At 68.2% G+C, this 14,116-nt stretch carries 13 protein-coding genes; 9 read left to right on the forward strand and 4 right to left on the reverse strand.

Going from position 1 to position 14,116, the window contains the following annotated elements; translation table 11 throughout:
* The first annotated feature begins 216 nt into the window (after positions 1–216).
* The 3 genes from aceA (at position 217) to metE (ending at position 5,024) form a co-directional block, all read left to right on the forward strand.
* On the forward strand, positions 217–1,506 hold the full coding sequence (gene aceA / locus RT2_RS00370) for an isocitrate lyase (RefSeq protein WP_072842538.1): 1,290 nt from the start codon (positions 217–219) through the stop codon (positions 1,504–1,506).
* 169 nt (positions 1,507–1,675) lie between these two features.
* Positions 1,676–2,572, forward strand: coding sequence for a 3-hydroxybutyryl-CoA dehydrogenase (locus tag RT2_RS00375; RefSeq protein ID WP_072842539.1), 897 nt, complete (start codon positions 1,676–1,678; stop codon positions 2,570–2,572).
* Between the two features lie 157 nt (positions 2,573–2,729).
* Complete coding sequence (gene metE, locus RT2_RS00380) at positions 2,730–5,024, forward strand: 5-methyltetrahydropteroyltriglutamate--homocysteine S-methyltransferase (RefSeq protein WP_072842540.1); 2,295 nt, start codon at positions 2,730–2,732, stop codon at positions 5,022–5,024.
* Between the two features lie 95 nt (positions 5,025–5,119).
* Here metE and RT2_RS00385 read toward each other — a convergent pair whose 3' ends face one another.
* On the reverse strand, positions 5,120–6,637 hold the full coding sequence (locus RT2_RS00385; RefSeq protein WP_072842541.1) for an endoglycoceramidase I: 1,518 nt from the start codon (positions 6,635–6,637) through the stop codon (positions 5,120–5,122).
* A gap of 192 nt (positions 6,638–6,829) precedes the next feature.
* Between RT2_RS00385 and RT2_RS00390 the strand changes: the two genes are divergently transcribed.
* The 3 genes from RT2_RS00390 (at position 6,830) to RT2_RS00400 (ending at position 8,887) form a co-directional block, all read left to right on the forward strand.
* Positions 6,830–7,870: an NAD(P)-dependent alcohol dehydrogenase gene (locus tag RT2_RS00390; RefSeq protein WP_072842542.1), complete on the forward strand. Its 1,041-nt coding sequence runs from the start codon at positions 6,830–6,832 to the stop codon at positions 7,868–7,870.
* An 83-nt stretch (positions 7,871–7,953) separates the two neighbouring features.
* Complete coding sequence (locus tag RT2_RS00395; RefSeq protein ID WP_072842543.1) at positions 7,954–8,517, forward strand: type 1 glutamine amidotransferase domain-containing protein; 564 nt, start codon at positions 7,954–7,956, stop codon at positions 8,515–8,517.
* A gap of 148 nt (positions 8,518–8,665) precedes the next feature.
* Positions 8,666–8,887, forward strand: a complete 222-nt coding sequence (locus tag RT2_RS00400; RefSeq protein ID WP_072842544.1) for a hypothetical protein — start codon at positions 8,666–8,668, stop codon at positions 8,885–8,887.
* A gap of 31 nt (positions 8,888–8,918) precedes the next feature.
* On the opposite strand, the gene RT2_RS00405 is transcribed toward RT2_RS00400, so the two are convergent.
* A complete protein-coding gene (locus tag RT2_RS00405; RefSeq protein WP_072842545.1) occupies positions 8,919–9,782 on the reverse strand; it encodes a polyphosphate kinase 2 family protein in 864 nt (287 codons plus the stop codon).
* A 201-nt stretch (positions 9,783–9,983) separates the two neighbouring features.
* Here RT2_RS00405 and RT2_RS00410 point away from each other — a divergent pair, with 201 nt between their 5' ends.
* The 3 genes from RT2_RS00410 to RT2_RS00420 all read left to right on the forward strand — a co-directional run bounded on the left by RT2_RS00410 (position 9,984) and on the right by RT2_RS00420 (position 12,935).
* The gene (locus RT2_RS00410; RefSeq protein WP_083576977.1) at positions 9,984–11,531 is read left to right on the forward strand and encodes a flavin-containing monooxygenase; all 1,548 of its coding nucleotides are present in this window, start codon (positions 9,984–9,986) and stop codon (positions 11,529–11,531) included.
* Between the two features lie 106 nt (positions 11,532–11,637).
* A complete protein-coding gene (locus tag RT2_RS00415) occupies positions 11,638–12,333 on the forward strand; it encodes a TetR/AcrR family transcriptional regulator (protein WP_139191191.1) in 696 nt (231 codons plus the stop codon).
* Entirely contained in the window at positions 12,330–12,935 is a 606-nt protein-coding gene (locus tag RT2_RS00420; protein ID WP_072842547.1) for a TetR/AcrR family transcriptional regulator, read from the forward strand. The genes RT2_RS00415 and RT2_RS00420 overlap by 4 nt, the downstream gene beginning before the upstream one ends.
* On the opposite strand, the gene RT2_RS00425 is transcribed toward RT2_RS00420, so the two are convergent.
* On the reverse strand, positions 12,932–13,291 hold the full coding sequence (locus tag RT2_RS00425) for a DUF4873 domain-containing protein (protein WP_072842548.1): 360 nt from the start codon (positions 13,289–13,291) through the stop codon (positions 12,932–12,934). The genes RT2_RS00420 and RT2_RS00425 overlap by 4 nt on opposite strands.
* A 48-nt stretch (positions 13,292–13,339) precedes the next feature.
* Positions 13,340–14,050 (reverse strand): TetR/AcrR family transcriptional regulator, encoded by a 711-nt coding sequence (locus RT2_RS00430; protein ID WP_072842817.1) that lies wholly within the window; start codon positions 14,048–14,050, stop codon positions 13,340–13,342.
* Between the last annotated feature and the right edge of the window lie 66 nt (positions 14,051–14,116).

A 14,116-nucleotide genomic window follows, 5' to 3' on the forward strand; every position in this document is an offset into this window, starting at 1 on the left:
CCGGTAACTTTCCGGCCGACGGGGCCGCTGAAACCCGTGCCAGAACTTAGCTAAGTTAGCAACGGGGGGTGGAAACCTAGCTAATATTGGCATTAGCAACAGGTAGACGGCGGTTTTTGGTTGTGCCACTCTCGGTAAGTACACCAGAAGGGCCTGGCAAGGATGTGAAGCAGTACATCCGTACCGGACCAGCAGATACAAGAGAGTGGAGCCTCGATGTCGACCACCGGCACCCCGAAGACCGCAGCTGAGATCCAGCAGGATTGGGACACCAATCCTCGCTGGAAGGGCGTCACCCGTAACTACACGGCCGAGCAGGTCGTCAAGCTCCAGGGCACCGTCGTGGAGGAGGCCACCCTCGCTCGCCGTGGCTCGGAGATCCTGTGGGACCTCGTGAACAACGAGGACTACATCAACTCCCTCGGTGCCCTCACCGGCAACCAGGCCGTGCAGCAGGTGCGCGCCGGCCTCAAGGCCATCTACCTCTCCGGCTGGCAGGTCGCCGGCGACGCGAACCTCTCGGGTCACACCTACCCGGACCAGAGCCTCTACCCGGCCAACTCGGTGCCGCAGGTCGTCCGTCGCATCAACAACGCGTTGCTGCGCGCCGACGAGATCGCCAAGGTCGAGGGTGACACCTCGGTCGAGAACTGGCTCGCCCCGATCGTCGCGGACGGCGAGGCCGGCTTCGGCGGCGCGCTGAACGTCTACGAGCTGCAGAAGGCCATGATCGCGGCCGGCGTCGCCGGTTCGCACTGGGAGGACCAGCTCGCGTCGGAGAAGAAGTGCGGCCACCTCGGTGGCAAGGTGCTCATCCCGACCCAGCAGCACATCCGCACCCTGACCTCCGCGCGTCTCGCGGCCGACGTCGCGGACGTCCCGACGGTCGTCATCGCGCGTACCGATGCCGAGGCCGCCACCCTGATCACCTCCGACGTGGACGAGCGCGACCGCCCGTTCCTCGACGGCACCCGCACGGCCGAGGGCTTCTACGGCATCAAGAACGGCATCGAGCCCTGCATCGCTCGCGCCAAGGCCTACGCGCCGTACTCCGACCTCATCTGGATGGAGACCGGCGTGCCGGACCTCGAGGTCGCCAAGAAGTTCGCCGAGGCCGTCCGCAGCGAGTTCCCGGACCAGCTGCTGGCCTACAACTGCTCCCCGTCCTTCAACTGGAAGCAGCACCTGGACGACGCGACCATCGCGAAGTTCCAGAAGGAGCTCGGCGCGATGGGCTTCAAGTTCCAGTTCATCACCCTGGCCGGCTTCCACTCGCTCAACTACGGCATGTTCGACCTGGCGCACGGCTACGCCCGCGAGGGCATGACCGCCTTCGTCGACCTGCAGGAGCGCGAGTTCAAGGCCGCCGAGGAGCGTGGCTTCACCGCCATCAAGCACCAGCGTGAGGTCGGCGCCGGCTACTTCGACAGCATCGCCACCACGGTCGACCCGAACACCTCCACGGCGGCGCTGAAGGGCTCCACCGAAGAGGGCCAGTTCCACTAAGAGCTGAGCCGCCTCTCCGAGATCTCAACGCACTGGTCGGGCGGTCCGCAATTCGCGTTGCGGACCGCCCGTGCCGGAGTCCGAGGCTTTTGGAAGTACCCGGCGAGTTACCCATGTGCTCGCCAAATCTTTTGTCACCGAAGCGCAGTCAAGGTTGAGGAGATACGACGTGACCAGCGAAAAGATTCAGCGCGTCGGCGTGATCGGCGCCGGGATCATGGGTTCCGGAATCGCCGAGGTGTGCGCCCGCGCCCATGTCGACGTTCTGGTGTTCGAGCAGACCCGCGAGCTCGCAGCCGCCGGCCGTTCACGCATCCTGCGCTCGCTCGACCGTGGCGTGAGCAGCGGCAAGATCACCGAGCGTGAGCGTGAGCAGGCCGCCTGGCGCCTGCGCTTCACCTCCGATCTCGGCGACTTCGCGGACCGACAGCTCGTCGTGGAGGCCGTCCTCGAGGACGAGAAGATCAAGAGTGAGATCTTCGCCGAACTCGACTCCATCGTCACGGACCCGAACGCTGTGCTGGCGTCCAACACGTCGTCGATCCCGATCATGAAGCTCGGCATCACCACCAAGCGTCCCGAGCGCGTCATCGGCATGCACTTCTTCAACCCGGTTCCGGTCCTGCCGCTCGTCGAGTTGGTGACGACGCTCAAGACCAGCGCCGCCGTCGCCGAGCGCGCGGAGGCCTTTGCCAGCGACATCCTCGGCAAGCAGGTCGTCCGGTCGGCCGACCGTTCGGGCTTCGTCGTCAACGCGCTGCTGGTTCCGTACCTGCTCTCCGCGATCCGCATGGTGGAGTCCGGTTTCGCCACCAAGGAAGACATCGACAAGGCGACGGTCCTCGGCCTCGCGCACCCGATGGGTCCGCTCGCGCTGACCGACCTGGTGGGCCTGGACACCGTCAAGTCCATCGCCGACTCGATGTACGAGGAGTTCAAGGAACCGCTCTACTCGGCGCCCCCGCTGCTCCTGCGCATGGTCGAGGCCGGACTGACCGGAAAGAAGTCGGGTGCCGGCTTCTACGAGTACGGCGAGAACGGCCGCGCCAGCAAGCAAGCCAGCTAGCCAGAGACACACACTGGTATGCGCCCCGCGCCCGTGCGCCTTTTCACAGCTGTGACAGTGAAAATGGTGCACGGGCGCGCAGCGCATCACGGGCAGTGACATTTCGGCGGCAGTGAACATCTAGACGGCAGCGACACATCACGGAGAGGTCGACACGATGACCAGCAGCGCAGCCACCTACGGCTCCAGCATCCTGGGCTACCCGCGGATCGGACCCCGACGCGAACTCAAGCGCGCACTCGAGGCGTACTGGCATGGCAAGAGCACCCAGGCGGAGCTCGTCGCGGTCGGCCGCGAGCTGCAGGAGCAGACCTGGAGCGAGCTCGCCGCGACCGGCCTGACGCAGGTGCCCGGCAACACGTTCTCCTACTACGACCACGTCCTCGACAACGCGATGCTCTTCGGGGCGGTGCCGACCCGGTTCGCGCCGCTGCAGGGCGAGCTCGACGAGCTGGACTTCTACTTCACCATGGCCCGCGGCCGGCCCGACTTCCCGCCGCTCGAGCTGGTCCGGTACATCGACACGAACTACTACTACCGTCAGCCCGAGCTGGACGAGGGCACCGAGTTCTCGCTGCACTCCGACGCCCTGATGGACGAGTTCGCGCGGGCCAAGGCGCGCGGCATCGAACTGCGTCCCGTCGTGCTCGGCCCGGTCTCGCTGCTGCTTCTCTCCAAGGTCGGTCCTGGTGCGGCGGAAGGGTTCTCGACCCTCGACCTGCTCGAGCCGCTGCTGGTGCAGTACGAGGCGCTGTTCGAGAAGCTCGCCAAGGCCGGCGCCACCTGCATCCAGCTCGACGAGCCGGCGTTCACCCAGGACCGCACCGCCGACGAGCTGGACGCCCTGCGGCGCGCCTACGCGACGCTCTCGCATGCGCCGCTGCGCCCGCGGATCCTGGTCACCGGCCCGTACGGCAACCTCGGCGAGGCCCTGCCGATCCTGGCTGCCACCCAGGTCGAGGCGCTCGGTCTCGACCTGGTCTACGGCAAGGTCGGCCCAGAGGAACTGGCGAAGATCCCCGGGCTCAAGCGCAAGCGCATCTACGCCGGCGTCGTCAACGGCCGCAACGTCTGGCGCAGCGACAACGTCAGCAAGCTGACCTATCTCGCGGCCCTCAAGGACGTGATCCCGGACCTGGTCGTCTCCACGTCCTGCTCGCTGATGCACGTCCCGTACGACGTGCTGGCCGAGTGGGACCTCGCCGGCGACGTCGCGGACCGGCTGGCCTTCGCGAAGCAGAAGGTCGGCGAGGTGGTCTCGCTGGCCAAGGCGCTCAGCGAGGGGCCGTCGGAGCGCTGGCGCAAGAAGCCGACGTCGGTGCACTTCAAGCAGAAGCACGAGGTGCGCCAGCGGGTCAACAACATCAAGGACTCGGACCGGGTCCGTGCGCCGTACGAGGAGCGTCGGGTCGCGCAGCAGCAGCGGCTGAACCTGCCGAAGGTGCCCGCGACCACGCTCGGTTCGTTCCCGCAGACCGACGCGGCCCGCACCGCGCGGTACGAACTCGTCGAGGGCCGGCTCGGCCGGGACGAGTACGTCAAGCGCATCCAGGACGAGATCGAGCGGACGATCCGGCTGCAGGAGGACATCGGCCTCGACGTCCTGGTGCACGGTGAGCACGAGCGCAACGACATGATCCAGTACTTCGCCGAGCTGATGGACGGATTCGCGTTCACGCACAACGGCTGGGTGCAGGCCTACGGCAGCCGCTGTGTGCGTCCGCCGATCCTGTTCGGCGACGTGCTCCGGCGCGGACCGATGACCGTCGAGTGGGCCACTTACGCGCAGTCGCTCACCGACAAGCCGGTCAAGGGCATGCTCACCGGCCCGGTCACCATGCTGGCCCGCTCGTTCGTCCGGCAGGACCAGCCGTTGCACGAGACGGCCGACCAGCTGGCGCTGGCGATCCGAGACGAGGTCGCGGACCTCGAGGCCGCCGGCATTGCGATCATCCAGGTCGACGAGCCGGCGATCCGTGAGCTGCTGCCACTGCGGGCGGGTGGGCGGACCGAGTACCTGGGCTGGGCCGTCGACGCCTTCCGGCTGGCGACCGGTGGCGCCAAGCCGGAGACGCAGATCCACACCCACCTGGCCTACACCAGTCAGGCCTCGGTGGTCGATGCCATCGAGCGGATGGACTGCGACGTCACCGCGATCGTGGCGACCCGTTCGATCTCCTGGGTGCTCGAGGCCATCAAGGAGCGCAAGCTCACCCACGGTGTGGGACCCGGTGTGTACGAGAGCCGCTCGGCGCGGATCCCGGACATCGACGAGCTCGACGAGTTGCTCAGCGAGGCAGCGAAGTCGGTGGAGCTGGACCGGCTCTGGGCGAACCCGGACGGTGGTCTCAAGACCCGGCACTACTGGCAGCTCGAGCCGGCGCTGCGCAACATGGTGGCGGCGGCCCGGCGGCTGCGTCGCCGGGACGAGCTGGCGAGCAGCGCGTCATAGGCGGACGCGCCGGTAGGTAGAGAAACGCGGAGGGGCCCGGACCGAGTGATCGGTCCGGGCCCCTCCGCGTCGTACGGGGTGGGGTTTGCGAGCCGCTACGCGCCGGAGCTGCCCGCGCTGCCGGAGGATCCGGCCGAGCCCGAGTCTCCGTCGCCGGCGGGCAGTTCTGCGCCGGCGGAGCCGGGACGGTTGACCTTGACGGTGACGGGGCCGGTCCCGCTGGCTTGGACGGTGACCAGACGGGCACCCGGCGCCGAGGTGATCGTGCCGCCTTCCGCCGCGGCCACGTAGCCGTCGGGGTAGTGCAGGTCGGAGACGTAGATCTCGGTGGGCTTGGTCGAGGACTTCGGGGTGTACCGGTAGATGAAGTCGCCGTTGTCGGCGTTGAACTTCATCTTCCCGGGAGTGCCCGCGGTGGCCTGCGGGTAGGTGCGCACCAGCTGCGGGCCGATCGCTCCGAGGAACGGGTCGGTGCCGCCGCCGGGGCCGAAGATGCTGCTGTAGTGCCAGTACTGCCAGCCGACGAAGCGTTCGTCGGCGCGCTTGAGGGTGTTGGCCAGCACGGTCGGGTCGCCGTCACCGAACTCGGTCACCACGGTGGGGATGTCGGCGCGCTCGGTGACCGCGTCGATGTTGGCCCAGGTGTTGCCCTGCGTAGTGGTGCACAAGGCCTTCAGCCCCTCCGGCAGGCCCAGGTAGATCGCGAGCTGGCTGGGAATGCAGTAGTCGTGCGGGGCGAAGACGATGTTCGGGTCGGTGATGGGCGGGGTCTTCGGCGGGTTGGCCAGGTTGGACGGCATCAGCTGGTTCCAGGTGACGTTCGGTTCCCAGTAGACCGGGACCGCCGGGTCGGCGGCGCGGACCGCGTCGGTGAGCTTCTGCATCGCCGCCTGGTACTTCCGGTCGAAGTCCGGGCAGCCGCCAGGGAAGCAGGTGAGGAAGGGTGAGCCGGGCCACGGCTCGTTCATCAGCTCGATGCCCATCACGCCGGGCTTGCCCCTCACCTCGGTGGCGAGCGCGGCGAGCGCGTCGCCGAGGTAGTCGAGGGCGCCGTGGGTGTTGTTCCAGACCTCGTCCCAGCCCCTGTTCATGCTGGGCATCAGGTTGTAGAGCGGGAAGCCGGGGTTCGGCTCGCCTGCGGTGGGCCGGGCCTCGATCGCCCAGGCGGGAAAGCCGTTGCCGGTCCAGGGCTTCGAGAGCCCGTCCTGGTGGTTGTCGAGCAGGACCTGGATGCCGCGGGCGGCGAGCACGTCGACGGTGTCGGCGACCCGGCCGAGGTAGGCGTCGTCGATCTGGCCCCGCTCCGGCATGATCGCGTCGAACGAGACCCCGAGACGGACGGTGTTGAACCCGTGCTGGGCGAGCAGGTCGGCATCCTGAGGCGTGACCGTGAGACCGTCGCCGGCATTGAGGTACGGCGCCTCCTTGTCGACGTTGTTGACGCCGTGCAGCAGGACGGTGCGGCCGAACTCGTCGACCAGCGCGCTGCCCTGGGAGTGGAGTTTGCCCGCGGGCGCCGGGGCGAGGCCCTGGGCGCCGGCGACGAGCGGCGCCGCGGACATGAGGCCGCCGATCACCGCGGTTGCGATTCCTAGCGAAAGTAGCCTGCGCATCTGTCTCCTCGGGTTCGGCCAGTGGAGGGCATCGGGTTACGGTCGACGAAGTTGGACGGTTGTCTAGTTCGCGACAGCGTAGCTGGCAAATTGTGTGATGCAAATCTCATTGATCACGTGTTGAGATTTTGATCACAACTAATTAGTTGCGCGATTGTGCGGCCGGCCCGGTCGAGGGGTAGGTATTTACCCATGCTTACTGCTTCCGCCTACGCGGCGACCTCGGCCGATGCGCCGCTCGAGAAGACCGCCGCGGAGCGTCGTGACCTCGGCCCGCTCGACGTGCTCATCGAGATCAAGTACGCCGGCATCTGCCACTCCGACATCCATACCGCGCGCAATGAGTGGGGCGGCACGCACTATCCCGTCGTGCCGGGGCATGAGATCGCCGGGATCGTGGCGGCCGTCGGAGACGAGGTGACCAGGCACGACGTCGGTGACCGCGTCGGGGTGGGTTGTTTTGTGGACTCCTGCGGCACCTGCGAGGCGTGTGTCTCGGGCGACGAGCAGTACTGCGTCTCGCGGGTGGTCCAGACCTACAACTCCCGGACCCCGGACGGCGAGTACACGATGGGCGGCTACTCCTCCCACATCGTCGTCACCGAGTCTTTCGTGCTGTCCGTGCCGGACAGCCTGGCCCTCGACGTCGCGGCGCCGCTGTTGTGCGCGGGAATCACGCTCTACTCGCCGCTGCGCCACTGGGGCGCCGGTCCCGGCAAACGTGTCGCGATCATCGGGATGGGCGGACTGGGGCACGTCGGGGTCAAGATCGCACACGCGCTCGGCGCCGAGGTGACGGTGCTCAGTCAGACGCTGAGCAAGCAGGACGACGGGCTGAGGTTCGGGGCCAGTCACTACTACGCGACGAGCGACCCGGCGACGTTCAAGGAGCTCCGCTCGCGGTTCGACCTGATCCTCAACACCGTGTCGGTGAACCTCGACATGGACGCCTACATGTCACTGCTCGCAGTCAACGGTGCACTCGTCGAGCTCGGGTTGCCGGAGAAGCCGATCGAGGTGCGCGGATTCTCGCTGGCGGCCAACCGGCGCAGCCTGGCCGGGTCGATGGTCGGTGGGATCGCGCAGACCCAGGAGATGCTGGACTTCTGTGCCGCCCACGGGATCGGTGCGGAGATCGAGGTGATCGCCGCGGACCAGATCAACGAGGCCTTCGACCGGGTGGTGCGCAGCGACGTGCGCTACCGCTTCGTGATCGACACCGCGACGCTCTAGGCCCCCGGACTCCGGGCTGCTGCCCCTGGTCGCGGGTGCGTCGGTCGGGCCATACTGGGTCAGGCGTTGCGAAGGAGTCGGGGATGACCAGGCAACTCGAAGGCCGCCGCGTGGCGGTACTGGCCGTGGACGGTGTGGAGCAGGACGAACTCGAGGAGCCGCGCCGCGCGGTGGAGTACGCGGGCGGGACCACCGAACTGCTCTCCGTCGGGCCGGGTGACATCCAGGCGTATCGCGCGGACGTGATCACCGCGGACCGGTTCCCGGTGGACGCGCTGGTCTCGCGGTCGAGTGTCGACGACTACGACGGGCTGATCCTGCCCGGCGGAATGCTGAACGCCGACAGGCTTCGGCTCGACGAGCATGCGATGGCGTTCGTCCGGCATTTCATGCGCGTCGGCAAGGCGGTTGCCGCGATCGGTCACGCCCCGTGGCTGCTGATCCAGGCGGGTGCGGTCGAGGGGCGCACCCTCACCGGTTCGCCGAGTCTGCGGGTGGACGTCGTCAACGCCGGCGGCCACTACGTCGACGAGGCGGTGGTGGTGGACCGGAGCCTGGTGACCAGCCGCGGCACCGCGGACCTGCATCACTTCTGTGCCGCCACGGTCGGCAAGCTGACCCAGCATCCCCAGCCTGCCGGCGCCTGAGGCAACCCCAGCCTGCCGGCGCGTGAGGCAACCCCAGCCTGCCGGCGCCTGAGGCAACCCCAGCCTGCCGGGGCTCGAGCCCTGTCGAATCGTGGGAGCCGGGCGTACCGTCGAGTTGACCACAGGTCCGTCAGGTGAGGGGTCAACGATGAAACTGAACTTGTTCGCATCCTGGATGGGCTTCACGCTCACCCTGATCGCAGTGGCGGCCGCCGGGTCGTTCATCGTTGCGGCCGGGTCCGGGTACGGCGGTTGGGCGATCATGGCGGGGGTGGTCTGCCTGGTCGCGATCGGCACCGCCATCGGTGTGGTCGGCGGCACCATCCATCACGACCACAGACTGCACCTGGAGACGCCGCACTTCCCCTGACCGTGCACGCCCACGGATCCGGGGCGGTGGCTCAGGACTGCGCCAGTCGCGCCTTCTCCACCTCGATGTCGAAGTTGGCGGGCGGCCAGTCCAGGTCGAGCCGCTCGAGTGCGTCGATGAGCAGTTCGGTGACCGCGAGCCGGCTGTACCACTTGCGGTCGCACGGCACCACGTGCCACGGCGCGTAGTCGGTCGAGGTGCGGTCCAGCATGGCCTGGTAGGCCTCCTGGTACTTCGGCCAGTACCCGCGTTCGGTGACGTCGCCGGGGTTGTACTTCCAGTGCTTGTCGGGGCGGTCCAGCCGTTCGGCGAGGCGCTCCTTCTGCTCGTCGAGCGAGACGAACATCGCCACCTTCACCAGCGTGGTGCCGGCGTCGACGAGTTCGCGTTCGAAGTGGTTGATCTCGTCGTAGCGGGGTTCCCACTCCGCCGGCGGCACCAGGTTGTGCACCCGCACCACCAGGACGTCCTCGTAGTGGGACCGGTCGAAGACTCCGATCTGGCCGTTCCGGGGGAGTGCCTTGCGGATTCGCCACAGGTAGTGGTGCCGCTTCTCCTCCGCCGTCGGCACCCCGAACGAGGCGTGGTCGACGCCCTGCGGGTCGACGTGGCCGATCACGTGCCGGACCATTCCGCCCTTGCCCGCGGTGTCCATGCCCTGCAGCACCAGGAGTACTGACCGGTGCTCGTGCTCGGACCGGCCGTTGGCGTACAACTTCTCCTGCAGCGACGACAGGTAGGCGCCGCGTTCCTCGAGGAGCTTCTCGCCCAGTTCCTTGTCGCCGACGAACCCCGGCGTGCCCCTGGTGTCGACCCCGGACACCCGGGTGTCCGGGGTGACTCGGACCGCCTCGACGGCGGGGACGTCCCAGCCCTGACTGGAGTTCTTGGCCATGGGTTCAGGGTGTCATGTCCGCCGGGATTCGCATCGAAACCAGGCCGGGCGAGTCCGGCTAGTGTTGACAGTGCAGGTGGGCTGCCCCGCACACGATGCCTGTTCCGTCACGTTTCGGACGCCGGGGTGGTCGGCCCGTGGCGGTTGCGTGGGAGCGGGCATGCGAGTGGAGAATGACGACGACGTGGTCGGGGGTGCCCGGTGAGTGCGTCGGCCCAGTCCGCCGAGGTCGGCAACGGTCGGCGGGTGCATCGGACCCGGGTGCTGATCATCGGGACCGGGTTCTCCGGGCTCGGCATGGCCATCCAGCTGGTCAAATCGGGCCGACGCGACTTCGTGGTGCTGGAGAAGGCCGACGAGGTCGGCGGCACCTGGCGCGAGAACACCTACCCGGGCTGCGCCTGCGACGTGCCCTCGCACATGTACTCGTTCTCGTTCGAGCCGAATCCGGACTGGTCGCAGATGTGGTCCGGACAGCCGGAGATCCTCCGGTACCTGCGGGCGCTGGCCGACAAGTACGACCTGTACCGCAACATCCACTTCGGCCGTACGAGCACCGGCGGGCGGTGGGACGAGGCGGAGACCCGTTGGCATGTCCGCACCACCGACGGCACCGAGTACATCGCGCAGTTCCTGGTGTCCGGGATCGGTGCGTTGCACATCCCGAGCCTCCCGGCGCTGCCCGGTGCGGAGACCTTTCGTGGGACCGCCTTCCACTCGGCGCGGTGGAATCACGACTACGACCTGACCGGCAGGCGGGTCGCCGTGATCGGCACCGGCGCCAGCGCCGTGCAGATCGTGCCGGAGATTGTCGGCAAGGTCGAACAGCTGCAGCTCTACCAGCGCACGCCGGCCTGGGTGGTGCCCCGTAAGAACTTCGACGTGGATCCGCGGCTGCGCCGGGCCTTTCGTCGGATCCCCCTGCTGCGCAGGATCTTCCGCCTGGGTATCTACTGGACGTCCGAGGCGTTGGCGCTCGGGCTCAACGGGCACTCGAATCTGCTGGCGCCGCTCGAGCGGGTCGCCAAGCGCAACATCGCCAGGTCGATCGACGACCCCGGCCTGCGACGTCGGCTGACGCCCGACTACCGGATCGGCTGCAAGCGAATTGTCGGGTCCGACGACTACTACCCGGCACTGGCCCGGCCGAATGCCGAAGTCGTGACCGACCGGATCGAGCGGGTCACCGCGACCGGCATCGTCACGGCGGACGGCACCGAGCGTGAGGTGGACGCGATCATCTATGCCACCGGGTTTCACGTGACGGATGGATTCGGCAGTGTCAACCTGGTGGGCGTCGGCGGCCGCGAACTTCTCGCGCGGTGGAACGAGGACGGCATCGCGACGCACCTGGGCATCACCGCGGCGGGCTATCCCAACGCCTTCTTCCTGCTGGGGCCGAACACCGGGCTCGGCCACAACTCCGTGGTGTTCATGATCGAGCAACAGATCCGCTACGCGCTGGACGCGATGCGCCTGGTCAATGACAGTGGGGCAGAGGGGATCTCGGTGCGCCCTGGGGTGCAGGATCGGTTCAATGTCGACATCCAGCGCAAACTGTCGAAGGGGGTGTGGACGAACGGCGGTTGTGTCAGTTGGTATCTGGACGTGAAGGGTGTCAACCGGACCATCTGGCCGGGGTTCACGTGGCAGTACTGGCTACGCACCCGCACGGTCGACCCGGCGGATTTCGACCTGATCGGTGGCCGCGCAGCCTCCCCGGTCGACGCTGTCGGCGCGAGGTCGTGAAGTGTCGAAGCCGATGCCTCTTGTTAAAGTCCTTTTGCCACATACTTACTCGACCGTGGCATGGAATGGGAGTTGAGTTGCCGCGACGCCGACCGGGCTGGTGCAGGTGACCGCGCTCGAGGAGCGCGCGCCGGGGCGGCGCGGCCGTCCGCCGCAGGCGGGCCTGGCCGCGGCCCGTCGCGAGCAGATCCTCTCGTCGGCCGCGCAGTCGTTCGCCGAACGCGGTTACGAGGCCACCACCGCGGCCCACCTGGCGGCGCGGGCCGGGGTCGGCCTGGGCACCGTGTACCGCTACTTCGACAGCAAGCGGGAGATTCTCGACCACGTGATGGACCGGTGCCTCCGTGAACTGGTGGACATGGTCGACGGACAGGCGCTGCTGTTGCCCGTCGACTCGGTCGACTGCCTGGTCGAGCGGATCTGCGGGTTCTGCAACCGACTCTTCGGGGTGCTCGAGGACTCGCCGCACCTGCTCCGGTTGGTCCTGGTCGAGGCCAATGCGGTCAAGGGCCACGGGAGTCGACGGTGGGTGCGCGGTGAGCAGGAGTTGGCCCGACTGGTGGCCGTTGCGCTCGACGACGGTGTGGCCCGCGGCTGGCTGCGGTCGGACCTCGACGCCGACGCGGTGTCGCGGGCGATCCTAGGCCTGCTCTGGCCCGCGCTGTTGCGGGGCCTGCGGTGCGGCCCCCGCGGCGCGGATCGGACGCGTCAGAACGAGGCGATCGTCGCGATGGTCTCGTTCGGGCTTCGCGGCCAGGGCGCCGTTCCGGGGTCGGTGCACGCCGCGGGGTCCGCGCGGTGACCGGCCCGGTGCGCCGCGACCAACTGGTGCGCACGGCGTCCGACCTGTTTGTCTCGTGCGGCTACGCGAACTGCTCGGTGGCCGACATCGTCGAGGTCGTGGGGCTGGCGCACGGCACCTTCTACAACTACTTCGACGGCAAACGTGAGGTCTTCGACGCCGTGATCGACCGTGGACTCGAGCTGATCCGGGAGCGGATCGTCGAGGACCGACTGCGCGAGGCCCGCACATTGGACGAGTTCTTCGACGTGTTCCGGGCGGTGGCGGACCGCCTGCACGCGCTGGTCGAGCACGAGTCGGCGCTGGTGCGTTTCGTGGTGTTCGAGGCACCCGCCGTGGCCCCGGCGGTGATGGATCGACTGCTCGCGCTGCTGGCACAGTTCGGTGAACTCGCCGCGGACGCATTCGCCGAGGTGGTGCGCAGCGGAGACCTGCGGGCCGGCCTGGACTACGCGGTGGCCGGCGAGGCGATGGCGGCCACGTTGCTGCTCGCGGCGACCGGGTCGCTCGACGAGGACGGCCGCTCGGGCCACGACCTCACCCAGCCGCTGGTCGACTTCTTGCGGTCCGGGATCGCGGCGGTGCCGGTCGGACACATCTAGTCGCCGGGTTCGCCCAGCCGGTCCTCGGACAGCGCAGTGAAGGGGCGTCCGGAGACCGCCTCGACCAGGTGGCTGCCCCACAGGTCGACGGCCGTGACTCGCGCGACGCCGACGCCCTGGGGTGTCTCGATCTCCAGTTCGGCGCCGGGGCACGGCGAGTCGGCAGGGCCGAGTGCGTCGGTCAGCCCACGGACCCGACCCTGCCAGAGGTAACGGCCGCTGATCGGCTCGAAGTGCCCGGACAGCTGGACGTCCAGTGTGAGGGCGGGGCGATGGCCGACTGTGACCAGCGCCCGTCCGGAGTAGCCGTCGGGCCGGTTGTGTTCCGCGCCGGTGCCGGCGTCCGCCTCGCTCACCCCCACAGGGTATCTGTTACAGCGAGTTACACGAGGGTGGAGGGGAGGTCAGCGGTCCTCGGCGGCGTCGGGCACCAGCGGGTGCGGGATGGTCTTGAACCGGGCCGGCGACCCGGCGACGGCGGCGATTCCAGTGACCCCGCCCCAGGTCATCATGGTCAGGTAGTCGATGAGGTCCTCGGCGGTCATCGACTTGTTGGAGATCCACCAGTGGGTGGCCAACTGGACCGCCCCGACGATCCCGTAGGCCCACGGCACGGCGCCGCCCGAGTCCATCTCCATCAGCCGCAACCGCTCGCCCAGCACGGCGGAGAGCAGTTCGGCGATCATCCGTTCCGACTCGGCGACCACGTCGCGGTTGGGGCCGGCGCTGTTCGCCATCACGTAGAGGTACACCTCGGGGTCCGAGGCCACCGTCTCCACGTAGGCGGTGATCGCCACGCGGGTCAGTTCGTACTCGTCCATGTCGCCGCCGATGGCCGCGTACATCCGGGGCGCCAGGATCGTCTCGACGTACCGCATCATGGTCGCGCTGGTCAGGTCGTTCTTGTCGTTGAAGTACCGGTACAGCACGGTCTTGGAGACGCCGATCTCCGAGGCGATGTCGTCCATGCCGATGTCCCGGCCACGGGCGCGGATCGCGGCGATGGTCCCGTCGACGAGTTCCTCGCGCCGCGCGATCTTGTGGTTGCGCCACCGGCGCTTGCGGCCGTCAGGCTTGTCTGTCGTGGCGTCCGTCGTCGTGGCATCCGTGGCCATCCCGTCGTCCCCGGGATCGGCCTGCGTGGCCTCGGCGTGGCCGGGGTCCTCTGTTGTCGGCGCTGT

It is taken from the genome of Rhodococcus tukisamuensis NBRC 100609 (assembly GCF_001894985.1).
Taxonomy (GTDB): domain Bacteria; phylum Actinomycetota; class Actinomycetes; order Mycobacteriales; family Mycobacteriaceae; genus Rhodococcus_G; species Rhodococcus_G tukisamuensis.